Here is a 23981-nt window from a genome sequence, read left to right on the forward strand (position 1 = left end):
TCACTTGTTGCCAAATCCAAATTCCGCTGGCGGCTCCACCGGTGGGGGAGGCGGGGGAGGCGAGGGAGGCATCTCGGCGGGCGTCATATTGAGAATGGTTCCCTGCTGTTTGACCTCTTCCGGGGGCTTCAACAGCGGCGGTTGCACATCGGGCAATAGGTAATCGGTTTTCTCTCGGGCGGCCAATTGCTGTTCACGGATATAGCTATACTTGTCACTGGTGTACAAGGTTCCTTGGGCTGGATCCCGTAAAATGATCGGATGCAGGAACACCATCAAATTGCGTTTCAGCTTATTCGTATCCCGATAGCGAAACAGATTCCCCAGGAGTGGCACATCGCCGAGCAAGGGCACTTTCTGCGCGCTTTCGGTTAATTGATCGTCGATCAGTCCGCCCAGCACCAGAATCTGGTTGTTCTCGACCATCACAATGGTCTTAATCGATCGCTTGTTGGTCGTCGGCCCCTGAGTCGCGGCATTGGCCGAAGGCACCACGCTGGAAACTTCCTGCGAAATTTCTAGCTTAACCGCATTGCCTTCATTGATCTGCGGTTTCACCTTGAGCTTGATGCCGACATCATCGCGCTGAATGGTCTGAAAGGGATTGCCGACCTGGGTGCTGGTGCTGCTGCCCGAAGAAGTCGTCGTCGTGTAACTGCCGGTCACGAAGGGCACATTCTGACCCACAATAATCTCCGCCTCTTCATTATCCATGGTCACCACCGTGGGGGTGGACAGCACGTTGGTGTCGGCGTCCTTGGCCAGAGCGCTGATCAATGCGCCGAACCGGTTGGTTCCCGTGAAATCGCCAACCCCCAATTGAATGCCCTGTGGAACCTGCGAAGCCTGAATCGACGAAGTACTGCCTTCATCAATCTGCGCAGCCAGACTGACCATATTGGCGAGACTGGAAGCGCCAGCGTCGAAATTGGTAAAACCCACCAAGCCCTGTTCGCTGGAATCGACGGCCCATTGCACCCCCAGTTGCGCGGTCTTTTCCGCGGAAATCTCGGCAATAACCGCCTCGACCAGCACCTGCGCCCGGCGAATATCCAGTTGAGCGATGACCGAACGCAGCGAACGGATGATATCGGGCGGCGCGGTCACGACCAGGGCATTGGTCGCTTCATCGGCCTGGATATCGACCAGATTGCTCCCGCTGCTGCTGCTGACGCTACCGCCGGGGGCGCCGCCCGGTTGTCCGGGAATCGGGGCATTACGGGCGACTTCATTGCTTAAATTCTTGCTAACGCCCTGGAGTACAGTCACCAAATCCTTAGCCTTGGCGTAGCGCAGATAAATGACCTGGGTATTGCCGCCGGCATCCACCGGGGTGTCCAGATGAGCAATCAGGGTCCGTAGCCGCACCCGCGAGGTCTGATCGCCGCTCAGCAGAATACTGTTGGTGCGTTCATCCGCCACCATGCGCGTGGGCGCCCCCACGCCGGCAGTCGGATCGGTTCGCGCTTTCCCCTGTTCCAGCGCGGTCAGCACCCGCACGATGTCGGTGGCCGACGCATGCTGCAAAGCCACGATTTCGACTTCCTCGTTACTGGCCAGATCGATGCGGCTGATAATGCTGGCGATGCGCTCGACATTGGATGCATTGTCGGAAATGATCAGTACATTAGTCGGCGTGTACGCAGCTAAATGGCCCTGTGGAGGAATCAGGGGACGCAGAATCGGCACAATTTGTGCAGCAGACACGTTCTGAACCTGGATCACCCGGGTCACCACTTGATCCGGCGCAATCCCGCGTGTCTGGTCCACCGTAGGTACGCTTTCCTGCTTGGCACCCGCCGCTGGGACGATTTTAATCACCTTGTCACCTGGCACCGCCGCGAAGCCATGTACACCCAGCACCGCCAGGAATACTTCGTAAAGTTCCTTCTCGTCCATCGGTTTGGACGAGATAATCGTCACCCGGCCCTTGACGCGGGGATCAACAATGAAATTCTTGCCGGTGAGCACAGACATGCTTTCAACCAGCGCATTGATGTCGGCATCCTTGAGATTCAGGGTCACCGGCGCGGCCAGCGCTGGCAATGCCAGGAACCCGCCCAGCAATGCCGCCAGGATTTGGCGGCGCAAGGCATACCATTGGGAAGTCAGCCGTTTGTTAAGCCAATGAGTCATGGTTATCTTCAAAAAAATCAGTAGACACGGTAGCCAGTGCAACCGTTCCCCAGCGAGGTCCCCGGTTACGAGCCATCCAGGGTAAAGGTCAGAGGAACTTCGGCGCCATTGCGCAACACCCGAACGTCAATTTGGCTGGCGTTTATCAATTCTTGCAGGAGCGCCAGGCCCTGGGCCGGGCTGCTCAGGCGCATCCCGTTGATCTCGGTCAGTACGTCGCCGCCGTTTAAACCGAGTTGCTGGAAAATGCGCCGGTCGCGGCCTGGACGCAACCGGAAGCCAACAAACCGGCCATTTTGCACATAAGGACTGGCAAAGGCGATATCCTCCAACGCCTGGGACCGACTTGACGCTTCGCCACGCAATCGTCCAGCAATGTCACTGGCGTCAATCGCCTGGGGCGCATTAAACGTCGTCGGCCCCGGTTCTTCCACCGGCATCGGTGGTTCCGGTGGTTCGGGCGCGACTACCGGACGATTGGGATCATCCAGCTTCGGTAGCTTGATCAGTTCCTCCCGACCATTGCGGGACACCACGACCTGGTCGCGCTCAATCCGTTCCAGCCTTGCGCCTCCGGGCAAGGGATCGCCAATTCGATAACCCCGCTCCAGACTGTTGCCATCGGCAATGAGCGCCAGCGCTGAACCCTGGTTGCGTTCGGTGAAAAAAACGCCTACCAGGCGCAGATTCAGTGGCGTGACCGGCACAACAACCGGCGGCGGAGCTACTGGCCGATGGGTTTCAACCTTGCCGAAGAGATGCCACGCGCGGATAGCGGCGACATCCGCCGGTTGCTGGGAAGTAGAGCCTTCGCCGGTCGCCAATCCCGCTGCTGGCTCTGTTGTAATCTGAATCGGGGATGACGATTGGCCGGTCAGCATCGCCAAAGTCAACCTGGCCAGCGTGTGCGCCAGGGCGATCACCAGTAGCATGTTGACAGCAATCACGGCCGCCCGCGACCCGGTTTCGGAACGGGGCAGTATTCGCGGCAGGAATTGCGCGATTATCCGCAGTATGTGCGGCGTGGCCTTCACAAGAGACAACTTCATGGGAGGATCACAACATCATGCTCCCAGCATAACAAAAAAACGATCTCGATTGGCCCCGACTTTCCATGATCGGACAGTCAACGCTGGCCTCGGGACAATGCCAGGGAAGGCGTAATTGCTGTAACTCCAGCAACTGCGGGTTTAGCGCGCACGCCGATGACCCGACCTGACTGTAGAGGTCGCGGCAACTGAAGGTGTTGAGTCATCAGGTCGCCCAGCCGGTTGAGTACAGGCAGGGGCATCGTCGCGCTATGCCGTTCAGCCAGGTCTACATGAATCACGATGAGTTCTGTGGTCGCTGACAGGAATCCGCGCGTGGCATGGTAGAGACGGTGAAAATAGTGAATGCGCTTGCTGTCGAAACCCAGCAATTGCGTGGTGATGCGCATGGGATCGCCCGCAACGAGTTCGCGTTGATAGTTGACATGGCTTTCCACCACGAAAGCGGAGCATTGCTGGCTTTCACGGTAGTCCTGACCCATGCCCAAATAATCCATGAGGGCATCGGTCGCATGGTCAAAGGCCAGAACGTAATAAGCTACGTTCATGTGGCCATTATAATCGATCCATTCGGGAGGTACGATGCCGGTGTACAAGCTCAGGGGGGATTCGATCCGCATGTTTATAATCGTCATATTCCGTGAAAGCGCGGTACGCTACCTGCTTTTGCCACATTACGCAATGGCTTGGATTCTTGCAGCCGCCAGCAGATTCTGAAACCAGGATTTCAGCAACCAATCGGATAGCATCGGCAAGTCGTCGTGAATCGTGTTGGAAAGCGCTCGCGCCCAGAGTAACCCGATGCGGGCCAACTGGCGTAAGACCAATCCGAAAACCAGCCAGATGAGCCAAATCGGAATGACCGTCAGAATGCCAGTGACCAGATACCGTTGCGTGCGCGGTGGCAACTTGTGATGATGTGGGTTATTCGCCATATTGAAAGTCTCGATAAGCCTTTTCAGGAGTATGCCTGTTATGTCCTCTGCAACCTGCTTGCCCGCGTTGATTGAGCCGGAGTCGTTGCAAACCCATCTGGCCGATCCGGCGGTTTTAATCGTTGATCTCTGCGATCCGGCCAGTTACGCCGCCGGCCATATTCCGGGCGCGGTTCACCTGGCGTACTCGGAGCTGATTCGGATCAAACCGCCGGCAATGGGTCTATTGCCCGCGGAGAGTGACTTGAGCCAAGTGTTCTCACGGCTTGGGTTGATTCCGGAGCAGCAGGTGGTTGCTTATGACGAGGAGGGCAACGGCCGCGCGGGCCGGTTGCTGTGGACGCTGGCGGCGCTGGGGCACGAGCGGCTGTCCATGCTCAACGGCGGCATTCATGCCTGGGACGCCGTCGGCGGGGCGCTGGAAGCCCAGTTTCGCCATCCAGAACGCCGCACGTATCAAGCCCAGTTCGTAAACCCAGAGGCCGTTGCCGACCGTGATTATATTCTATCGCGACTGGGCCAAGCGGATGTGGCGTTGCTGGATACCCGCACCGCCGCTGAATACGCCGGGGCGGATGTGCGGGCGGTCCGCGGCGGCCACATCCCCGGCGCGGTGAATCTGAACTGGACCGACGCCATGGATTCGCAACGGCAATTACGTTTCCAACCCGATCCGGTTTTGCGTGAAATGCTGGAAATTCGCGGCGTCACTCCGGACAAAGAAGTGATTGTGTATTGTCAAACGCATCACCGTTCGGCGCATACCTACTGGGTGTTGCGTCACCTGGGTTATTCACGGCTGCGCGGCTATCCGGGCGCTTGGTCGGAATGGGGCAACGATCCGGCTTTGCCGATCGAAACCTGAGATTGCTTCAGCTTCCGTCTGGCGCTGCGACAAACAATCGTTCCCGATAAAATCTGAGTTCTTCAATCGAATCGCGAACATCCTGGAGCGCCAAATGGGTCGAGGACTTGTTAAAGCCCTTGATCCGTTCGGGATACCAGCGCCGCCCCAACTCCTTCACCGTGCTCACATCCAGATTGCGGTAATGGAACCAGGCTTCCAGTTCCGGCATCCAGCGCGCCAGAAAGCGCCGGTCCTGACAAATGCTGTTGCCGCACATCGGCGATTTATCGCGGGGAACGAGCGGGCGCAAAAATTCCAGAGTGCGCAATTCAGCCTCGCGCTCGTCAATGCGGCTGGCGCGGACCCGGGCAATCAACCCGGATTCGCCATGCTGTTTCTGATTCCAGTCATCCATTGCTGCCAGCACGGCATCGCTTTGATGGATCGCCAGCACCGGCCCCTCGGCGAGAATATTGAGTTGGCTGTCGGTCACGATGGTGGCGATTTCGATAATGTAGTCTGTCTGGGGCGCCAGGCCGGTCATTTCCAAATCGATCCAGATCAGGTTTTCGGGAGACATGAATTGGGTTCTCTTCACTTTTTCCAGGTTTGGCCATCAGGTCTCAGGTTCTTATCCCTTGATCCCGCCCAGCATGATTCCGGCGATGTAGTAGCGTTGCAAGACCACGAACAATAACATGACCGGCAACACGGTCAGCACCGAACCGGCCATCATCAATTCGGTATCCTGCACATGCTCGCCCAGCAGATTGGCTAACGCAACCGGCAGAGTCTGCATTGCGCTGTCGGTCAGCACGATCAGCGGCCACATAAAATCATTCCACGTCCCCATGAAAGTAAAAATCCCTAGCGTGACCAGGATCGGTCGGCACAACGGCAGCACCAGCGACCAGTAGATGCGAAATTCGCTGGCGCCATCCATGCGCGCTGCATCCAGCAGGCTATCGGGAATCGCCAGTAAATATTGGCGGATCAGAAAGATGCCGAAAATGCTGGCCATGCCGGGAATAATCACCCCCCCGTAAGTATTAATTAATCCGAACTGCTTGAGCAGCAAGAACAGCGGCAGCATCGCTACCTGGGCGGGAATGACCAGCGCCGCCAGCAAACTCTGAAACAACCGGTCGCGGCCCCGGAAGCGGAACTTGGCGAAAGCGTAACCGGCCATGGAGTTAATGAGCAGTGAAATTAGAGTCACTGCGCTGGCCAGCAGCGTACTGTTCAACAGATACCGGGCGAGATCAAGGCGCGTGAACAGCGCTCTGTAATGTTCAAAAGTCATCGCGCTCGGCCACAGGCGCGGCGGATAGCTGGTCGCTTCGCCGGGCGGCATCAGCGACGCCGCGATCATCCACCACAACGGGGTCAGCGTCAGTAACAAGCCCAGCGCTAGCAGGCTGTACCACAAAGCCGGCAGCAAACGATTGATCAATCGATTCACGAGGGTTCTCTCTGCCGCAGCTTCAATTGCAGCAGCGTTCCAGCCAGAATCAGCGCGAACAATACAAACGCCACTGCCGAAGCGTAACCCATGTTCCACCAGCGGAAGCCCTCTTCATACATCAGCAGCACCACGCTCAAGGTGCGATTCGCCGGTCCGCCCTGGGTCATCACATAAGGTTCCGCAAACACCTGAAAATAGCCGATCATGGTCATTAAGGCCACGAACAGAAAGGTCGGTCCTAACAACGGCAGGGTGATGTAGCGAAACTGCCGCCAAGCGCCTGCGCCATCAATGCGCGCCGCCTCGTAAAGTTGCGTCGGAATATTCTGCAAACCGGCGATAAAGATAATCATGTTGAAACCGAAATTCTTCCAGACCGCCATCAGGATGATCGCCGGCATCGCCCAATCCGGGTCACCCAGCCAATCGATGGGATCGACACCTGCCAGACTCAGCAGATAATTCAGCAATCCATAGCGGGGATGGTAGAGATAACGCCAAACCACCGCCACCGCCACCAGCGTAGTGACTACCGGCAGGAAGAACGCGGCGCGGAAGAAGCCGGGAAAGCGGGTTAGCGGCGCATTCACCAGCAGCGCCGCACCCAGGGAAACCGCCACTGACAGTGGTCCGCCAACAATGACAAAATAAAAGGTATTGCCGAGCGCCGTCCAGAACAGCGGACTTTGCAGAAGTTGCAGATAGTTGCTAAAGCCGATAAAGCGCAAGCGGTCGAGATCGCCCAGCGCATAAATGTCGAAATCGGTAAAACTCAACAATAATGCCGCAAATATGGGCAGAAAGAAGAACACGGCAATCAATAACAAGGCCGGCGCTAGAAAAGCCCAGGCGCTGGAAATGCGTAAATGCGGGTGATAAATCATGGCGTTAGACCCTGCTCCAGCAACCACCGGCGCTTCTCAAGAATTTGGTCGACATCTCGATCCAGCGCGGTTAGCGCTTCATCGACCGACATTTCCTGACGCACCGCCAATTCGGCGTAATAGGCAATGCGATTGGCGATGCGCTCCCATTCCGGAATCGGCGGCGTGGGTTGAACCTGCTGCAATTGCTGGCGGAAGGCTTGGGCGTAGCGGTTGCTCGCCAACACCGGAGCGCTCCAAGCCGACTGTCGGGCCGGCAGATCGCCGGTCAATTGGTAAAATCGCGCTTGTTGTTCGGGCTGCGCGAGATACTCCAGCAGTTTCCATGCAGCCTCCTGACGTGGCGACGTTCGGCTCAGCGCCAGGCTGGCGCCGCCGGCCAGCGATGCGCCCGGCAACGCCGCTGTTATCCACTTCCCTTGCATCGCCACGGGCAACCGCCGTCCAAACTCGCCGATATTCCACGGCCCGCTGACATAAACGGCGAAAGCGCCATTAGCGAATTCCTGATAGATGTTGGTCATCTGGCTATGGCTGACCGGCGGCGCCAGCCCCTCGTCAAACAGACTGAGATAAAAGGTAAACGCCTCACGGAAGCGGGGATCTTGAAAATGGCCGTACTGGTTTCGGTCGCGCAGCAAGTCCGCGCCGTGTTGCAGGGCGAGAATGACTGGCAACTGCCATTCATTAATCGGCAGCAGGATCGCGTAGCGTTCGGCGCCACTCAGGGTTTTAAGCCGGGCCATGGCTTGCAGCCAGTCATCCCAAGTCGCCGGTGGTTCGTTGAAACCCACTTCTGCGAGTAAATCGGTTCGATAAAAAAACAACCGGGTATCGACGTACCAGGGCAAAGCCCAGGTCTGATTGTCCAAGCGGTTAGTGGCGAGAATGCCGGGGAAATAATCGGCCAGTGCGGCATCCGGCCAGGTTTTCAGTCGCTCGTCCAACGGCGCAACGGCGCGCAGGGCCACAAATTCGGGAATCCAGGTATTGCCCAGTTGGAACAAGTCGGGCATCGCGTCACCGGCGTAAGCGGTCAACAGTTTTTCATGCGCTGCGCTCCAGGGAATTTGTTGCACCCGCACCCGGATGTCGGGATAACGACGTTCAAATCCGGGCAATAACGCCTTGACTTGTTCGCCTTCCTGACCCATCGCCCAGAATTCCACCACGACCGGTCGGTCAACAGCGGAGCCACAGCCGATTAGCCACAGGGTGACGAACAGGAGCAGGGATAACCTGGACAATATCAATATCCTCGCTAACTTCGAGATCTTCCAGGGTGGGCAGAAAAAACAGCCAGCGCTGGAACAGCTTGATCAGAAATCCGGGACTACCGGTCTCGAACCAGTCATTGCGGTAGACACGACCCTTGTCAATGAACAGCAGGATGTCGAAAGAGTTGTAGACCAGTTCCCCAGGAAAGTCGTAGTCGTTGTACCAGCGTTTCAGCTTATCCTGTTTTCGATGATGCTTTACAGACTGCAGATGCCAATCAGCAAGGGCGCGTGTGGGTCGGTCATGATGTGGAATCAGTCGGGTTGGTCAATAGTGTAAGTGTAGTGTCTGCATCAATTCAATTGATTTATCATGTTTTCTGGCAACCGACGCTGAAGCTGTCCGAATACCCAAATGAACCCTAATTCTCATGAAAACCGATTCCTCGATTTACGAATTTCTGGCGACGGGCGCTGAGGCGTTCCGGGTGCTGACCGGTGGCATGACCCTGACCGGGGCCTACCGCTTTAATGCGAATTAAGAGCTTCATCCTCAACTCGTTGAAAACCCGATTTCTGGATTTTCGTCAGCAATTCGATGAGTAACGTAACGTATTTATATTTAAGGATATTAGTTAGCTCTTAATTCGCATTTTACCTCACTGACCCTGAAAGGCATCGAACGGCGGCTAGACGGCATCTACGAACCGGATGGGCATGACGGACCCGTCTATGTCATCGAATTCCAGGGGCAAGCCTGGGCACCGGCCCGGTATAACCTGCTGGCCAAAATCGGACTCTACGGCGAGTTGCACCCGGAGCGGGATGTGCGCGGGCTGTTGATTTTTCTCCACAAGGGCGACGATGCCGGCGCGCCGCCCGTCGCGGTTGAATCGTTGTTCACCGTCGCCTATCTAGACGAGATTCTGCCGGCGTGGCGGGCGCGGGAACCGGACAATCCCTTTGTCGCGGTTTTTACACCGCTCCTGGTCAAAGCGGATGATGAGCTGTGGACCTGCGCACCCCACGCCTGGCAAACCATTCAGACCGCGCCCCTGAAACCCGCGACACGCATCACCCTGGAGCGGATTCTGGAATTCTGGTTGTTTGAACGATTTCCTTTCTTGACGATGAAGGAGTTGCGAACCATGTTGAGCGTACTATTGTCCTGCTAATAGAGAAATTCACTAAAATATTCGTCATATAATTGATTTTTATAAATTATTAAAAAATACATCCCTTGGAATGTAGGGATCACTGCTAGCGAGACTATAACACCGCTTGAACAAACCGTGATCTATAAAGAGATTTTTGCCGAGGGCGAGGCCAAGGGCAAAGCCGAGGGCGAGGCCAGGGGCGAGGCCAGAGGCGAGGCCAGAGGCGAGGTCAAGGGTAAAGCCGAGGGTCTGAAACGGTTGCTGACCCGGCGGTTTGGCCGGGTGCCCCGCTGGGCGATCCAGCGCTTGGACACGGCGGCGATGGAACAACTGGATGCCTGGTTGGAGGGGATTTTCGACGCCCGCAGTCTGGAGGAGCTAATCGGCCCTAAACCGAAGAAGAGTGTGAAGCCGTCTGCTGACGTATAAATTTTGAATCATGAATTCCCCCTTTAGCAAAGGGGGAGGTAAACAAACATCCTATTCCAGAATCTTGATCTACCCGCCTCGCCCCATCGACGCATCCAGCGCCGTGACCAATGCAGAGGCCGGTCGGTCATGAAACACCCCGCACTCTGCGCCGCGCGCTGGGTCCATGCCGCGCAGGAACAGATAAAACACCCCGCCGAAATGCCGCTCATAGTCGTAATCCAGCACCCGCAACCCTAAATAACGGTGCAACGCCACGGTATAAATCAAGTATTGCAACACATACGCCTCGCGGGCCATGGCCTCTGCCAACCGCTCCGGCTGATACGCCGCCGGTTCCGGGCCAAGCCAGTTGGATTTGTAATCCACCAGATAAAACCGCCCTTCCGCTTCAAACACCAGGTCAATAAAGCCTTTCATGTAACCGCGCAGGGGACTGAACTCCAGATTTTCGATCATTTCCGCAAACGGACCCGCCGCGTACCCATGCCGTTCCAGCACCCGTCGCAACGCCTCGGGACGCAGGTGCGCCAGCGGGTAATAAAACTCCAGTTCGTTCAACCGTCGATCCAGCGTTACCGCCTCCAAGCGCAATTCACTGCCATCCAGCGGCGTCGCCAGCACCCGTTCCACCCAGTTGGCAACGACCGGCGTCCATTCCTCCGCTTCCAGACCATGCCCGGTCAAGGTGCGCTCCACCAGTTTCTCCAATCGCTCCCGATCCTGTTGACTGAAATCCAGCCGCTCAAAAATGGCGTGCAAACAAGTTCCTGCCCGTGCGCCGCGTGGGAAGCTGAAGAGGTCCAGACGTGGCGTGGCTAACCACTCGGGTTCGGCCATCGGCGCAACGGTGGTCATGTCATAGTCCGGCATTTCCGCCGACAGCCCCACCGTGAGCGAGGTAAAACTGCCCACGCGCCAAAACTCAGCCAGCGAGCCGGTGAACGTGCGCGCCCGTAACACCGGTTCTTCTACCGTCGGCGGTTGATAACGGCTGCCGGTTTCCTCGGGCAAGGGCGTGATCGCCACCGTGTCCCCCGCTGGGGCAAAGGCGCTCTGCAAGTCACCGAGAAAGGCAGCGGGCGTGAGGCTGTCAAACCGCTGTCGGGTGACATCCAGCGCATCCTGCGTAGGCCCGACGGCTGCGGGATGATGCAACAACCAAGCAGGCGGCGCGGTGTCCGCCTCTTTAATCTTGCCCCAAACCAGGTAGCAACGCTGCTTGGCGCGGGTCAACGCAACGTAGAACAAGCGCAGACTCTCGGCCATTTCCTCCCGCCGGGCCAGTCGAATTGCCGGGTCATCGTCCTCAACGCCAATCGCCAGAACAGAACGGCGCAAATCCGCCGGGTCGTGATACAGCACTCGATCCTCTTCGCCAGTGCGCAACCGACCATCCCACAGGAACGGACAGAACACGATTTCATATTCCAGTCCCTTGCTCTTGTGGACGGTGACAATCCGCACCAGATTTTCATCGCTTTCCAGGCGCAATTGCTGCTCTTCGTCCTTATTCGCCGGCAGGCGGCGGCTGTCGCCCAGCCATTTGAGTAATCCGGCCATGCCCGGATGGGCGCGACTGGCGATGTGCAGCAATTCCGCCAGATGCAGCACATTGGTCAAACGCCGCTCGCCGTCGCGGAAGGCCAGCAGGCGTTGCGGCACGCCTTCGTGGATCAGCCAGACGCGGAAGAAACGCATGAAGCTGTGCTCCTGCCACAATTGCCGGTAATCCTGGAATTTCTCCAACCAACGCGCCCAAGTCTGCTCCTCTTCATGCAACTGATGCAGGGTTTCGCCGCTTAACCCGAACAGCGCGGACGCCAGCGCAGTGCGCACCCGGCCCTCATGACCGGGTTCAGCAATCGCCGCCAGCAACCATTCCAGTTGTCGCGCTTCGTCGGAGAGAAACACGCTGTCATCAGCGTGCTGGACGCTGGGCACGTTCAGTTGCAACAACTGTCGGCGGATTAGGCGTCCCTGCCAATGGCTGCGCACCAACACCGCAATATCGCCGCCGGCCAGCGGTCGTTCGCCGATGTGCGCCTGATGGCGCGCACCCAGATTCAGCAACCGGGCGATTTCCGCCGCAGTGGCTTGAGCCGCTTGCTTGCCCGCTACGCCCTTGTTGATCGGCTTGCCGGAGGCGTCGGATTCGACCTGCCAGAGATGCAAGGGCGGCTCCAACTGGCCCTGAATACGCAAGGGGGGGTGTTGCTTGCGCTCTGCGGGAATCGCCGGATGGAAGGGAATACCCTCGAACAGAAAGGGCTGATCCTTGACCGCGCCGAACACCGCGTTCAACGCCGTCAACAGACGCGGATCGGAGCGCCAATTTACATCGAGAGTATGCTGTTGCTGCGTGTCGCTACGAGCGGTCAGGTAGGCAAAAATGTCCGCGCCACGAAAGCTGTAGATGGCCTGTTTCGGATCGCCGACCAGGAACACCGGCTTGCCGGTTCCGACATAGATACGCCGAAAAATCTCGTACTGCACCGGATCGGTGTCCTGAAATTCGTCAATCAGCGCCGCCGCATAGCGGTTACGTAAGGTTTCAATCAGCGCCGCGCCCCGGTGGGCGTCGTGCAGGGCGCTATGCAAATCTAACAGCAAGTCGTCGTAGGACTGTAGTTGTTGCCGCCGCTTGCGCAGCGCCAGTTCCCGGTTGCAGTATTCCAGCAATTGCACCGGAATTTGGTAACGACAGTAATCCGCCAGCGCCTCACAGGCGGTGTTCAGCGCGTCGCAGGCGTCGAAAAAAATATGGTGCGGCGCGGTTTGGCCTTTCTTCAGCGAAACATGCAGTTTGGACATCGTAAACTGTTCAAACTTATTGAACAACATCAGTTTTGGCGGATCGGCGCTGAGATAGGCATCCATCGTCTCCAGCCAGCCGGGAATGGATTTCAGGTTATATTTCTGCCGGTTCAAAGCCGGCGAATTGAGTAGCAAATCCTCGATGGCGGCCCGATCCTGTCGCCATACATCACGCGCTTTTTGAAAGGCGGCGATGAACGCCTGCTCCAGCGCCGCGCCGTTGGCATCGCCGTTCGGCGTCATGATATGCAGATACGGTTTGCCAAGATGCGGTTCGACCTGTTTCAGCAAGGTTTGCGGGCTGTCGCCCCGATCCAGGAAATATTGCACCACTAGGGGCGAACCGGGATAGAACTGCCGACGCCAGAAATCTTCAACAATCTCTTGCAACAACTCACGGGTATCGGCCATCAGTTCGGTATCGAACGACAGACCGCTCTCAAACGCATTGTCGCCCAGCACCCGTTTGCAAAACCCGTGAATGGTGAAAATGGCGGCTTCATCGAAACCACGCAAGGCGTTGCTCAGGCGGCGAATCGCCAGTTCCCGATCCGGGGCCAAATCCAGTAAGCGCATCCCCAGTTCATCCTCATCATCCGCGCGGCCCCGGAGAAAGGCGTGGCGGATTTGCGCCAAGCGGCCTCGAATGCGGTCGCGCAGTTCCTTGGTGGCGGCGTTGGTGTAGGTCACTACCAGAATGCGGTTCACCGGAATATGCCCCTCAACCACCAGGCGCACATAGAGCGCGGTGATGGTGTAGGTCTTGCCGGTGCCGGCGCTGGCTTCGATCAGGTTGAAGCCGCTCAGAGGCGTGTAGAGCGGGTCGAGACGTTGCATGGTGCTGAATCTGCTGCGTTGAGAAGGTAGCGTTGAAGGCGTTCCCCATGGTCAAGACCAAAATCCTATGAAACTTAATGAGCCCTGTTCAAATTTGAGTTTAGCCGGATGCGCCAAAAAATATCATGCAGGCGCACAGTCTTCAGCCAGTCAGCTTTGCCAACGGCTCCCCCATGCGCACAATGGCGTCGCGCTGCATTTCACGCTCCCAACGAACTTTCTGTGGGCTGAACAACAGGATGACGGTGGAACCCATGTTGAAACGGCCCATTTCTGCCCCCTGATCCAACTGCACCGCGCCGTCGCCCTGCAATGGATAGCTCCAGTGGCGGATCGTTGTTCCCAAGGGCGGGGTTATCGCCCCGGCCCACACGGTTTCGATGGACGCCACATTGATCGCCCCAACCAGCACCAGCGCCATCGGTCCCGCCGCCGTATCGAATAATGTGACCACCCGTTCGTTGCGTGCGAACAGATTCGGGATCATCCGGGTGGTCAACGGCGAGACACTGAACAGCTTGCCGGGAATGTGCGTCATCTCGCGTAGCTGGCCTGCCAGCGGGATATGAATGCGATGATAATCGCGCGGCGACAGATACAAGGTCGCAAACGCGCCATTCTGAAAGAGTCTAGCCCGTTCCGCATCGCCCAGCAGTTCGGCGAGCGAAAAAGATCGTCCCTTGGCTTGCAGCAGAGTGTCTTCATGCGCCATGCCGATCTGACTGATCGCGCCATCTACCGGGCAGCATACGATTCGGTCGCCATGGGCGATGGGTCGCGCGCCGGGCTGGAGCGCCCGGGTAAAAAAGGTATTAAAATCTGGATAGGCGCGAGGATCAGTCTCCAGCGCTTCAGCCAGATTCACCCGGAAATGTCGCGCGAATTGGTGGATCAGCCAATTTTTAAACCAGGGCGTCCGCCTCCGCGTCGCCCAATAGGTTAACCGGGTTAGCCACCGTTGCGGCCACAGGTGTTGCGGGAAATTACGGAGATGATCGCTCAACGTTGCGGATATTGGAGAGTCTTGCAGGTTGGACATGGCTAGGCCAATTCGGTCAGTGTGGAGTCTTAAAGTAAGACCAGCATATCGGGCGGGCGGTTAAAACGATAGAATTCACTGGCCATTTGTTGGCTTCGCCGCGTCCGCCCACTCTCCATCGTATTGCACGCTAACCCCATGATGATCAACCACGATGATGTTCTCTCCTCCCTTCATACCCTCCGCGACTTTATTCGCTGGGGCGCCAGCCAGATGAATGAAGCCGGTTTGCATTTCGGTCACGGCACTGACAATGCGCTGGATGAAGCGGCAGCGCTGGTGTTGCACGCGCTGCACCTGCCCCCTGATTTGCATACGGAATATTTACAATCATCCTTGACCTTCTTGGAGAAGCAGGCGGTCTTGCGCCTGCTGGAACGGCGTCTTGTCGAACGCAAGCCGGCGGCTTATTTAACCCAGCGCGCCTGGTTCATGGGCCTGCCGTTTTATGTCGATGAACGGGTGCTGATCCCCCGTTCGCCTCTGGCCGAGTTGATTGAACGGCAGTTCGCGCCCTGGTTGCCGGATAGCCGCGAAATGGAGCATATCCTGGATTTGGGAACCGGCAGTGGTTGCCTGGGCATCGCTTGCGCCTATGCTTTCCCCGATGCGCAAGTGGATCTGGCCGATGTCTCCGCCGATGCGCTGGACGTTGCGCGGCGCAATGTCGCCGAGCATGGCCTGGAAGACCAGGTCGAAGTGATCCAGTCCGATTTGTTCTCAGCGCTGAAGGGTCGCCGGTACGATTTGATCATTAGCAATCCGCCTTATGTGGCGCTGGAAGAACTGGACGCCTTACCAGCTGAATATCACCATGAACCGCGTCTGGGTCTGGCTGCTGGTGTGGCAGGACTGGACGTGGTGTTGGAAATTTTGCAACAGGCTGCGGATTTTCTGAAACGCGACGGTTTACTGGTGGTCGAGGTGGGTAATGCCCAGTACGCTTTGTGCGAAGCCTTGCCTGATGTACCGTTCACCTGGCTGGAATTCGAGCGCGGCGGCCAAGGCGTGTTTTTATTGAACGCCGCGCAAGTTCGCCGTTTGTGACACGGTGCGGAGCCTCTTATGGATACCACGCTGATTTTCGATCCGACCCTGATTGGCAAATACGACAAAGCCGGTCCCCGCTATACTTCCTACCCGACCGCCGTGCAGTTCCACGAAGATTTTGGCGAGGCGGAATACCGTGAGCAAGCGTTGGCCAGCAATGCCAGCAGTCAGCCTCTGTCGCTGTACCTTCATATTCCCTTCTGCGACACGGTTTGCTTCTACTGCGCCTGCAATAAGATCGTCACCAAAAACCGCCGACACACCGCGCCCTATCTCGACCATCTCTACCGGGAGATCGCCTTGCAAGGCGCGTTGTTCGACCACTCTCGCCCGGTGACACAACTGCATTGGGGCGGCGGCACCCCGACCTTTATTAGCGCCGATGAGATGCGCGAACTGATGCGGGTCACCGGCGAATATTTCCAGTTGCTCACCGATGATCGCGGCGAGTATTCCATCGAAGTCGACCCGCGCGAGACCGATGACGGCACGATCGCCCGGTTGCGGGAACTGGGGTTCAACCGCTTGAGTCTGGGCGTGCAGGATTTCGATCCCCAGGTGCAGCAGGCAGTCAACCGCATTCAGTCCTGCGAGATGACGCTAAAGGTGATGGACGCCGCGCGCCGTGAGGGCTTTCACTCCATCAGCGTGGACTTGATGTATGGGTTGCCTTTGCAGAGCGTAGCCAGTTTTAGGCGCACGGTGGATGAGATCATCGCCCAGAACCCGGATCGCATCTCGGTCTTCAACTATGCGCACTTGCCGGACTTGTTCAAGACCCAGCGGCAGATCGATCCCAGCGCCCTGCCATCGCCGGCGGTCAAGCTGGAAATTCTGCAAACGGTCATCGACCGGTTGACCGCAGCGGGTTATATCTATATCGGCATGGATCATTTTGCGAAACCGGAGGATGAGCTGGCGCGGGCGCAACAGGCCGGGACGCTGTATCGCAATTTCCAGGGCTATAGCACCCACGCCAATTGTGACCTGATCGGTCTCGGCGCCACCTCGATTGGCATGGTCGGCGAGAGTTATAGCCAAAATCTGAAAGGATTGGAGGCGTATTACGCACGGATTGACGAGGGCCGGTTAGGGGTATTCCGGGGCGTGCGCCTGAATGCTGATGATCGGTTGCGACGGTCGGTGATCACCGCGCTGATTTGTCACTTCGAGCTGGAGTTCGCCGCTATCGAGCGTCAGTACGGTATTGCTTTCAGCGACTACTTCGCGGTGGAATTGGCGGAATTGGCCGGGATGGAGGCGGATGGCCTGCTGGCGCTATTCACAACGGGAATCCGGGTTCTGCCCCCGGGCCGGTTGCTGATCCGTAATATCTGCATGACGTTCGACCGGTATTTGCGGGCGCAAAAGCAACAGCGCTTTTCCAGGGTGATTTGAATGCCTGGTGGGAACTACCCAACCGCTTCCCACCGCACCCGCGCCTTCACCCCGCATAATAAGGTGTAGGCGATCGTACCTGCTGCTTCGGCGATGCGCTCCACCGGCAAGCCCTCGCCCCACAGCACCACTGGATCGCCGATACGCGCTTCGGGATGCTGGCGTAAATCCAGCGTGATCATATCCATCGATACCCGGCCCACCAACGGCGCCTCCTGGCCATTGACCAGCACCGGCGTCCCGGACGGCGCATGGCGCGGATAACCATCGCCATAACCCACCGCCGCAACCCCCACATCCATGTCTTCAGGGCAAATCCAGGTTCCGCCATAGCCGATCGGCTCCCCCCGACGCAGGCGCTTGATGGAAATCAGCCGGGTGTGAAAAGTCATGACGGGCTGCAAACTTTCGTCAGAGGCGAGACTGTCCACGAACGGCGACACGCCATACAGCATGATGCCAGGCCGCACCCAGTCAAAATGGGTCTGTGGCCAACCGAGGACACCCGCGGAATTCGCCAGGGAGCGCTCGCCGGGCAAGCCGTTGGTAGCGGTCTCAAAAACGTTGAGTTGCCGGAGCGTATCCTTGCAATCCCGCTCATCGGCCCGCGCCAAATGGCTCATTAGGCCCATGTCCAGGACCACTGCCGGACAGTCACTCAGACGCTGGAACATCGCCGGAACCGTTTCCGGCTCCAGCCCTAGCCGATGCATCCCGGTATCAATTTTCAACCAGACCCGGAGCGGTCGCTTCAGCCGGGCGATTTCCAGCATACGGACTTGTTCGGGATGATGGATGGCGATTTCCAAACCGTGATGAGCGCACAGCGGTAATTCCGCCGCTGCAAATACGCCTTCCAAAAGCAGAATTGGCCGGCTGACACCTGCCTCGCGCAGGATCAGCGCCTCCTCGATACAGGCCACGGCAAATGCATCGGCATTTAGCGTACGGGCGACCCACAGTAGGCCATGACCGTAGCCATCAGCTTTAACGGCGGCCGCCACCCGACGGCCCGGAGCGACTGCCCGGACCCGTTGCAGATTGTGAACCAGCGCCCCCGGATCGAGGCGCACTGTGGTTGCTCGACTCATAATTTGATGAATAGGATTGAGAAGCGTGACTCTCAAAACGGGTGAATTGCCCCAGGAAAGTCAGGCGAACTGTACCAATGGGACCATTGCGCTGCTTACCGATGATGATTTCAGCAACGCCCTTTTCGGGACTCTCGGGATTGTAAACTTCATCGCGGTAAATGAAGCAAATCAGATCCGCATCCTGTTCTATGGCGCCTGATTCACGCAAATCTGACATAATGGGTCGTTTCTCGCCGCGTTGCTCCAGCGTGCGATTCAACTGCGACAACGCCACCACTGGCACCGACAATTCCTTGGCCAGCGCCTTGAGCGAACGCGAAATCTCCGAAACTTCGGTCGCTCGGTTCTCATTACTGCCCGGCACCTGCATCAACTGGAGATAGTCGACCACGATCAGGCCCAACTGCCCCTCCTGACGGTGCAACCGCCGCGCCCGTGCCCGCAATTCATTCGGACTCAGGTTGGAGCTGTCATCAATAAACAAACGCGCACCCGACAGCAGCGCCACTGCCGACGTCACGCGCGGCCAATCATCTTCCTCCAGCTGCCCCGTGCGAATGCGATGCTGATCAATCCGCCCCAGCGATGATATCAACCGCATGAGCAGACTCTCGCAGGGCATTTCCATGCTGAAAACCGCTACCGCGCACTTCAGTTGAATCGCCGCGTATTCAACGATGTTCATCGCCAGGCTGGTCTTGCCCATCGATGGCCGGCCTGCAATTACAATCAGTTCGCCCGGCTGCAACCCCGCCGTTTTCTCATCAAAATCCGGCCAGCCCGTCGCCAGGCCGGTAATCGCATTATCACTTTGGAACAGCAGGTCGATCCGCTCCACCGTGCGCGCCAGCATGTCCTTGATATTGAAAAATCCTTCGCGGGTGCGCAGACCTCGTTCAGCGATGGCGAAAATTCTTTTTTCGGCATCGTCCAACAGATCCTTGCTATTCAAACCCTTGGGATCGTAAGCGCTGTCGGCAATCTCCGCTGCAATGCGCACCAAGCCGCGCCGGATCGCCCGCTCCCGGATAATATCGGCATAAGCGCGGACATTCGCAGCGCTCGGCGTATCGTTGGCCAGCGCTAATAGATAAGGAAGACCACCGGCTTCCTCCAACTGATTATTATCATCGAGTTCGTCAGAGAGCGTGACCGGATCAAAAGGCTTGCCCTCTTCCGCCAGATGGCGAATGGCGCGAAAAATCAACTGGTGATCATGCCGATAAAAATCACTGTCGCTCAGCCGGTCGGCAATCTGATCCCAAGTCGTGTTGGCAATAATCAGCCCACCCAACACCGCCTGTTCCGCTTCCAGCGAATGCGGCGGTATCCGCAACGACTCGGCAGCGACATCCTTACGATGGGGAAACGGGGAGACAGGCTGCATGGCGGATAGGCGGCAGGTGGTTTGATACGGCAGGTATCAGCGATCGGGCGTCAGGATTCCAGTATAGACGACGCGTAGTTAAGCCGGTACCAATTTGGGCTGCCGTCATTTTGACGGCCCAACCGAAATCAACTCCAGCGCCATGATTAATTCTAGTTCAACTCGCCGATCATAGCGACCGCCACTCAAGCCTCGGCAATGACGTTGACTCGAATCTGCGTCTTGATCTCCGGATGCAAATGCAGATCTACATCATATTCGCCAATCTGGCGAATCGAACCATCGGTCAACCGGACTTCCTGCTTCTGCAACTCGATGCCGGCGGCGGAAACCGCATTGGCAATATCAGCGGAACCGACCGAACCGAACAACCGCCCTTCACTGCCGCTTTTCACCGACAAGGTCACAATCAGCTCAGCCAATTGCTCGGCGCGCGCCTTGGCCTTGGCCAGTGCCCCGGCGGCGATCCGCTCCAGTTCAGCGCGGCGCGCTTCGAAGCGCGCAATATTCTTTGGGGTCGCTTCGGTAGCCTTCCCTTTGGGAATGAGAAAATTGCGCGCATAGCCTGATTTCACCTTGACTCGGTCACCCAGTACGCCCAAGTCAGCAACTCTTTCCAACAGAATGATTTCCATCGTTAGACTCCAAATACTCACTTATTCAATAGACAAAATCACGATAGACAGGAGAATGTTCAGCGCGGGTCCGACCGCGACCGGATGCGGTTCCGAAAATCGGCCCAGGCATCGATCACTCCCAACGCCATTACCATCTGCGACAGAAATGGAATCAATAGCAGGTAGAACAGCACCAGCCAGGCTGGAGATAATCGCCGCTTGAACACCATCGCATGGACCAAAGCGACCCCTTGCACCGTGTACGGCATACCCAACGCCAGTAACCCATTCGCTAATGGCGGCCAGCCCAATAACAACGTCGAGCCGAACAACGCCAGAGTAAACGCCGCCAGCGGTTGGCCCAGCCGCAACTCGTGAAATTCGGGACGAAAGCCACCGGGATTGAACAGCAACGCCTGCTGCCAGCGCCCCAGCAACAACGCCAGCAGTACGACCATCAGTACTGCGCTCACCACTTGTCCTGGCAACCAGGGCGCCCACGCCTTGAGTAGCTCTAGCCATTGCCCCAACAGCGCTTGGTCACCCGCCGGTACGGATGACGCCAACGCAGCCAATTCCCGTTGAAAATGATCCAGTACGGCGCTCCACCAGATCGCTGGGTCGCCTAACGCCAGGTAAAAACCGGCGACGCCCAACAAACTCAACAGAGCTGCCGCCTGCAGGGTCCGTGACAGCGAAATAGTAGCGCGCAACGCCAGAGCCAACAGCCAAACTGGCAACCAGGTTGCCAGCAGGACATCCAGCATGGGCTGCGGATCGCCTAAAACCGGCCAAATCAAGCCAGCGGCGGCTATCCCCGCCAGCGCCATGATCAACGCGCCTTCAACACCGCCTCGGCGCAGAGTAACCAGCGCCACCACCGCCCCGGACAGGATCAACAGAGGCGGGAACAGCCAGAAAGACGCGGCAGCGACCGATGCGATCAACGCCGCCGACCATCGGCTGCGCATGATGAAAGCGGCGAGCGATTTCACGCCGGACGCGCCAATCGTGTCCGCGCCTGTGTTTTAATGACGGTCGCAGTACGGCAACAGAGCCAGGAACCGGGCGCGCTTGATTGCTACCGACAACTGCCGCTGGTAACGGGCCTTGGTTCCGGTGATCCGACTAGGCACAATCTTACCGGTCTCGGTAATGTAGTTCTTCAGAACAGTAATGTCCTTATAATCGATTTCCTTGACGCCTTCGGCGGTGAAACGGCAAAATTTCTTACGGCGGAAAAATCGCGACATGGAATTAGTCCTCGAATGATTCAGTATTCAAAACGTCAATATGCGCGGCGTGCAGCACTAAGCGGTACTCGCCCTCGCGGGAGTTGGCGCGACTGATGAAGCCTTGCACGCGCACGGGCATGCCTGGCAATAGTCGCCGCGCCGCGTCAGCCAGTGACTCGCCACAAGCGATCACCGGAATTCGGCAACGCGCCTCGCGTGGAAAGCCCGCTTCGATTTGTCCAGAGTGATGGTCCAGCAAAAAGCGGCCAATCAATACGCCAGCGGGCGAAGCGCGTACTTCGCCCGCTCCGACCGCCTGACCGGCAATGGTCAACCAATTGTCGGCGGGAGCAACCGCGCTCATGACCGATGTAGTCAAATGTGCCGTCAACGTAGATCAGGGAGTCTCGTCGTCCGCATCAATCTCGTCATCGGACGCCCCATGATCGGCATCATCGCCCCGATCTTCACGGTCTTCCCGATCATCGTGATCCTCTTCCTGGTCATCGACATCATCCCGATCGTCACGCTCGGCGCGTTCGTCGCGCGATTTGACCAGCGGCGAGGGTTCGGTCTCTGGGCTATCCCGCTGGATAATGAGATTGCGAATCACGGCGTCGTTGAAGCGAAACGCTCTCTGGATCTCATCGAGCACCGTTTGGCTGCATTCGATGTTCATCAACACATAATGCGCCTTGTGAATTTTATTAATGGGATAGGCCAACTGGCGCCGACCCCAGTCTTCGAGACGATGAATCTGACCGCCATCTTCGGCTATCAAGGTGCGATAACGCTCAATCATGGCGGGAACTTGTTCACTCTGGTCAGGATGGACCATGAACACGATTTCGTAATGTCGCATACTGGCTCCTTACGGATCAGGACAGCCTCCCGTAAAAGGGTGAGGCAAGGAGTCGCGGCCCGGGTGGGTCGCAGGGGGAAGGTATCTTAGAGACAAAACCCGAGATGCGCAACGATTCCTCAGCGCCGATTCAACGCCAGTTTGCCTAAAGGAGAGCGAAACGTCAGGTTGCGCTATACTCTTTCGCCCCTGCCGCCAGACCTTGAACGAGCGGCGATCTTGCGACAATAACCTGGACTGAAAGGCTATGGCGGTTTGGCAACGTCTGCGTGAAGACATTACCTGTGTGTTCGATCGTGACCCGGCGGCGCGCAGCGTCTTTGAAATTCTCACGGCGTATCCTGGCATTCACGCCGTCCTGTTGCACCGGATCAATCACGCCCTGTGGAAACTGGGCCTGAAATGGCTGGCGCGTTTCCTGTCTTCCACAACCCGGTTTCTGACCGGCATTGAAATCCACCCAGGGGCTGCAATTGGCCGGCGCTTCTTCATCGACCACGGCATGGGCATCGTCATTGGCGAAACCGCCGAGATCGGCGACGATTGCACCCTTTACCAAGGGGTCACCCTGGGCGGCACCAGTTGGAACCAGGGCAAGCGTCATCCGACTTTGGGCAATAATGTCGTGATTGGCGCTGGAGCGAAGGTGCTGGGGCCTTTCAAGGTCGGCGATCATGCGCGCATCGGTTCAAATTCGGTCGTGATCAAGGAAGTCCCCCCTGGCGCCACGGTGGTCGGCGTGCCGGGCCGGGTCGTGGAAGCCGGCAGTTCCAGTTCCACCGAGAGTGTGCGCCGGGAAATCGCCCGCAAACTGGGATTCGACGCCTACGGCGCTACGCCCGACCTGCCTGATCCCGAGGCCCACGCCATTAATCAGATGCTGGACCATATCCACAGTCTCGACCGCACGGTTCGCCAGTTGTGCCGGGCGCTTCAGAAAGCCGGGATTGAACCGGGCGAACTGTGCCTGCCCGATTTGCAAGGTTGCGAGTTACATTCGGCTGCCAGTCAGGAGGGTTGGGCCAAGCAAAACCGCCCAGATGCAGCTCGTCAAGAAGACCCGAATACCGAAACATCGGTTTGATCTACACTCATGCGCGAATTAAGCTTGGCGGCCTGGGAACACTTTAAACATCCCTGTCATGTCGGCAGTTTCGATTCTCAACAACCGGATGTAGCGGCGGCGTGCGTTGACAGTCCGGTCGGCGGAGAAATCCTGCAACTGCATTTGCGGATCGATGAGCAAGGCGTCATCAATGCGGTTCGGTTTAAAACCTATGGTTGCGGCTGGATGATCGCTTGCGGTTCGCTGCTGGCCGAGACCCTCATCGGGCAAACATTGATGGAGGCTGCACAATTTCGGCATCATCAACTGATCGAACAACTGGCGGCGCCGCCGGAGAAATTGCATTGCGCGGCGCTCACTGAAACTGCATTGAAAGTTGCGCTGCATAATTATGCAGCAAGGCGGAACTTTGCCGCCCTTCCTGTTTCTTCAAATAGAGAACCCTAGAACTCGACCTTTT

Annotated in this window: 24 protein-coding genes; 7 read left to right on the top strand and 17 right to left on the bottom strand. The window is 57.5% G+C overall.

Translation table 11 applies throughout. The annotated features are described in order from the left end of the window. The 4 genes from gspD to H6973_09800 form a co-directional block, all read right to left on the bottom strand. A complete protein-coding gene (gene gspD, locus H6973_09785; GenBank protein ID MCP5125905.1) occupies positions 1-2136 on the bottom strand; it encodes a type II secretion system secretin GspD in 2136 nt (711 codons plus the stop codon). 65 nt (positions 2137-2201) lie between these two features. Then, complete coding sequence (gene gspC / locus H6973_09790) at positions 2202-3185, bottom strand: type II secretion system protein GspC (GenBank protein ID MCP5125906.1); 984 nt, start codon at positions 3183-3185, stop codon at positions 2202-2204. A gap of 77 nt (positions 3186-3262) precedes the next feature. Next, positions 3263-3805 (bottom strand): thioesterase family protein, encoded by a 543-nt coding sequence (locus H6973_09795; protein MCP5125907.1) that lies wholly within the window; start codon positions 3803-3805, stop codon positions 3263-3265. 54 nt (positions 3806-3859) lie between these two features. Next, entirely contained in the window at positions 3860-4120 is a 261-nt protein-coding gene (locus tag H6973_09800) for a hypothetical protein (GenBank protein ID MCP5125908.1), read from the bottom strand. Between the two features lie 40 nt (positions 4121-4160). Here H6973_09800 and H6973_09805 point away from each other — a divergent pair, with 40 nt between their 5' ends. Then, a complete protein-coding gene (locus tag H6973_09805; protein MCP5125909.1) occupies positions 4161-4985 on the top strand; it encodes a sulfurtransferase in 825 nt (274 codons plus the stop codon). Positions 4986-4992: 7 nt separating this feature from the next. Here the strand turns inward: H6973_09805 and orn are convergent, their stop codons facing one another. The 4 genes from orn to H6973_09825 form a co-directional block, all read right to left on the bottom strand. Then, positions 4993-5547: an oligoribonuclease gene (orn, locus tag H6973_09810; protein MCP5125910.1), complete on the bottom strand. Its 555-nt coding sequence runs from the start codon at positions 5545-5547 to the stop codon at positions 4993-4995. 51 nt (positions 5548-5598) lie between these two features. Then, a complete protein-coding gene (locus H6973_09815; protein ID MCP5125911.1) occupies positions 5599-6339 on the bottom strand; it encodes a carbohydrate ABC transporter permease in 741 nt (246 codons plus the stop codon). A gap of 86 nt (positions 6340-6425) precedes the next feature. Continuing rightward, a complete protein-coding gene (locus tag H6973_09820) occupies positions 6426-7316 on the bottom strand; it encodes a sugar ABC transporter permease (protein MCP5125912.1) in 891 nt (296 codons plus the stop codon). Continuing rightward, entirely contained in the window at positions 7313-8470 is a 1158-nt protein-coding gene (locus H6973_09825; protein ID MCP5125913.1) for a sugar ABC transporter substrate-binding protein, read from the bottom strand. Before H6973_09825 ends, H6973_09820 begins: the two co-directional genes overlap by 4 nt. 725 nt (positions 8471-9195) lie before the next feature. Between H6973_09825 and H6973_09830 the strand changes: the two genes are divergently transcribed. Both H6973_09830 and H6973_09835 read left to right on the top strand, forming a co-directional pair. Then, on the top strand, positions 9196-9708 hold the full coding sequence (locus H6973_09830; GenBank protein MCP5125914.1) for a DUF2887 domain-containing protein: 513 nt from the start codon (positions 9196-9198) through the stop codon (positions 9706-9708). A 45-nt stretch (positions 9709-9753) separates the two neighbouring features. Continuing rightward, complete coding sequence (locus H6973_09835; GenBank protein ID MCP5125915.1) at positions 9754-10119, top strand: DUF4351 domain-containing protein; 366 nt, start codon at positions 9754-9756, stop codon at positions 10117-10119. Between the two features lie 69 nt (positions 10120-10188). On the opposite strand, the gene recB is transcribed toward H6973_09835, so the two are convergent. Both recB and psd read right to left on the bottom strand, forming a co-directional pair. Continuing rightward, positions 10189-13773: an exodeoxyribonuclease V subunit beta gene (gene recB, locus H6973_09840; protein ID MCP5125916.1), complete on the bottom strand. Its 3585-nt coding sequence runs from the start codon at positions 13771-13773 to the stop codon at positions 10189-10191. A 142-nt stretch (positions 13774-13915) separates the two neighbouring features. After that, the gene (gene psd / locus H6973_09845; GenBank protein ID MCP5125917.1) at positions 13916-14812 is read right to left on the bottom strand and encodes a phosphatidylserine decarboxylase; all 897 of its coding nucleotides are present in this window, start codon (positions 14810-14812) and stop codon (positions 13916-13918) included. Positions 14813-14953: 141 nt separating this feature from the next. Between psd and prmB the strand changes: the two genes are divergently transcribed. Both prmB and hemN read left to right on the top strand, forming a co-directional pair. Next, positions 14954-15859: a 50S ribosomal protein L3 N(5)-glutamine methyltransferase gene (gene prmB / locus H6973_09850; protein ID MCP5125918.1), complete on the top strand. Its 906-nt coding sequence runs from the start codon at positions 14954-14956 to the stop codon at positions 15857-15859. Between the two features lie 18 nt (positions 15860-15877). After that, a complete protein-coding gene (hemN, locus tag H6973_09855) occupies positions 15878-17260 on the top strand; it encodes an oxygen-independent coproporphyrinogen III oxidase (GenBank protein MCP5125919.1) in 1383 nt (460 codons plus the stop codon). Positions 17261-17274: 14 nt separating this feature from the next. Here hemN and alr read toward each other — a convergent pair whose 3' ends face one another. The 7 genes from alr to rpsF form a co-directional block, all read right to left on the bottom strand. Then, a complete protein-coding gene (alr, locus tag H6973_09860; GenBank protein ID MCP5125920.1) occupies positions 17275-18351 on the bottom strand; it encodes an alanine racemase in 1077 nt (358 codons plus the stop codon). Beyond that, on the bottom strand, positions 18248-19741 hold the full coding sequence (gene dnaB / locus H6973_09865) for a replicative DNA helicase (protein ID MCP5125921.1): 1494 nt from the start codon (positions 19739-19741) through the stop codon (positions 18248-18250). The genes alr and dnaB overlap by 104 nt, the downstream gene beginning before the upstream one ends. 185 nt (positions 19742-19926) lie before the next feature. Further along, positions 19927-20376, bottom strand: coding sequence for a 50S ribosomal protein L9 (gene rplI / locus H6973_09870; GenBank protein MCP5125922.1), 450 nt, complete (start codon positions 20374-20376; stop codon positions 19927-19929). A 59-nt stretch (positions 20377-20435) separates the two neighbouring features. Continuing rightward, positions 20436-21353 carry a hypothetical protein gene (locus tag H6973_09875; GenBank protein MCP5125923.1) on the bottom strand — a complete coding sequence of 306 codons (918 nt, stop codon included), beginning with the start codon at positions 21351-21353 and terminating at the stop codon, positions 20436-20438. A 33-nt stretch (positions 21354-21386) separates the two neighbouring features. After that, positions 21387-21611, bottom strand: a complete 225-nt coding sequence (locus H6973_09880) for a 30S ribosomal protein S18 (GenBank protein ID MCP5125924.1) — start codon at positions 21609-21611, stop codon at positions 21387-21389. A gap of 4 nt (positions 21612-21615) precedes the next feature. Further along, positions 21616-21957: a primosomal replication protein N gene (gene priB / locus H6973_09885; protein ID MCP5125925.1), complete on the bottom strand. Its 342-nt coding sequence runs from the start codon at positions 21955-21957 to the stop codon at positions 21616-21618. A 33-nt stretch (positions 21958-21990) separates the two neighbouring features. Beyond that, positions 21991-22455 (bottom strand): 30S ribosomal protein S6, encoded by a 465-nt coding sequence (gene rpsF, locus H6973_09890; GenBank protein MCP5125926.1) that lies wholly within the window; start codon positions 22453-22455, stop codon positions 21991-21993. A 247-nt stretch (positions 22456-22702) separates the two neighbouring features. On the opposite strand from rpsF, the gene cysE reads away from it, so the two are divergent. Together cysE and H6973_09900 are read left to right on the top strand one after the other, a co-directional pair. After that, positions 22703-23539 carry a serine O-acetyltransferase gene (gene cysE / locus H6973_09895; GenBank protein MCP5125927.1) on the top strand — a complete coding sequence of 279 codons (837 nt, stop codon included), beginning with the start codon at positions 22703-22705 and terminating at the stop codon, positions 23537-23539. Between the two features lie 9 nt (positions 23540-23548). Further along, the gene (locus H6973_09900) at positions 23549-23968 is read left to right on the top strand and encodes an iron-sulfur cluster assembly scaffold protein (protein ID MCP5125928.1); all 420 of its coding nucleotides are present in this window, start codon (positions 23549-23551) and stop codon (positions 23966-23968) included. The last annotated feature ends 13 nt before the right edge of the window (positions 23969-23981 follow it).

Source organism: Gammaproteobacteria bacterium, from assembly GCA_024235095.1.
In the GTDB taxonomy this organism is placed as follows: Bacteria; Pseudomonadota; Gammaproteobacteria; order Competibacterales; family Competibacteraceae; genus UBA2383.

Coding starts and splice junctions, on each gene's coding strand:
- cysE (MCP5125927.1), top strand. CDS start 22,703: ATGGCGGTTTGGCAACGTCTGCGTGAAGACATTACCTGTGTGTTCGAT.
- orn (MCP5125910.1), bottom strand. CDS start 5,547: ATGTCTCCCGAAAACCTGATCTGGATCGATTTGGAAATGACCGGCCTG.
- H6973_09800 (MCP5125908.1), bottom strand. CDS start 4,120: ATGGCGAATAACCCACATCATCACAAGTTGCCACCGCGCACGCAACGG.
- H6973_09825 (MCP5125913.1), bottom strand. CDS start 8,470: ATGGGTCAGGAAGGCGAACAAGTCAAGGCGTTATTGCCCGGATTTGAA.
- rpsF (MCP5125926.1), bottom strand. CDS start 22,455: ATGCGACATTACGAAATCGTGTTCATGGTCCATCCTGACCAGAGTGAA.
- H6973_09805 (MCP5125909.1), top strand. CDS start 4,161: ATGTCCTCTGCAACCTGCTTGCCCGCGTTGATTGAGCCGGAGTCGTTG.
- H6973_09795 (MCP5125907.1), bottom strand. CDS start 3,805: ATGCGGATCGAATCCCCCCTGAGCTTGTACACCGGCATCGTACCTCCC.
- H6973_09880 (MCP5125924.1), bottom strand. CDS start 21,611: ATGTCGCGATTTTTCCGCCGTAAGAAATTTTGCCGTTTCACCGCCGAA.
- alr (MCP5125920.1), bottom strand. CDS start 18,351: ATGAGTCGAGCAACCACAGTGCGCCTCGATCCGGGGGCGCTGGTTCAC.
- H6973_09900 (MCP5125928.1), top strand. CDS start 23,549: ATGCGCGAATTAAGCTTGGCGGCCTGGGAACACTTTAAACATCCCTGT.
- priB (MCP5125925.1), bottom strand. CDS start 21,957: ATGAGCGCGGTTGCTCCCGCCGACAATTGGTTGACCATTGCCGGTCAG.
- gspC (MCP5125906.1), bottom strand. CDS start 3,185: ATGAAGTTGTCTCTTGTGAAGGCCACGCCGCACATACTGCGGATAATC.
- psd (MCP5125917.1), bottom strand. CDS start 14,812: ATGTCCAACCTGCAAGACTCTCCAATATCCGCAACGTTGAGCGATCAT.
- recB (MCP5125916.1), bottom strand. CDS start 13,773: ATGCAACGTCTCGACCCGCTCTACACGCCTCTGAGCGGCTTCAACCTG.
- H6973_09815 (MCP5125911.1), bottom strand. CDS start 6,339: ATGATCGCGGCGTCGCTGATGCCGCCCGGCGAAGCGACCAGCTATCCG.
- gspD (MCP5125905.1), bottom strand. CDS start 2,136: ATGACTCATTGGCTTAACAAACGGCTGACTTCCCAATGGTATGCCTTG.
- rplI (MCP5125922.1), bottom strand. CDS start 20,376: ATGGAAATCATTCTGTTGGAAAGAGTTGCTGACTTGGGCGTACTGGGT.
- prmB (MCP5125918.1), top strand. CDS start 14,954: ATGATCAACCACGATGATGTTCTCTCCTCCCTTCATACCCTCCGCGAC.
- dnaB (MCP5125921.1), bottom strand. CDS start 19,741: ATGCAGCCTGTCTCCCCGTTTCCCCATCGTAAGGATGTCGCTGCCGAG.
- hemN (MCP5125919.1), top strand. CDS start 15,878: ATGGATACCACGCTGATTTTCGATCCGACCCTGATTGGCAAATACGAC.
- H6973_09820 (MCP5125912.1), bottom strand. CDS start 7,316: ATGATTTATCACCCGCATTTACGCATTTCCAGCGCCTGGGCTTTTCTA.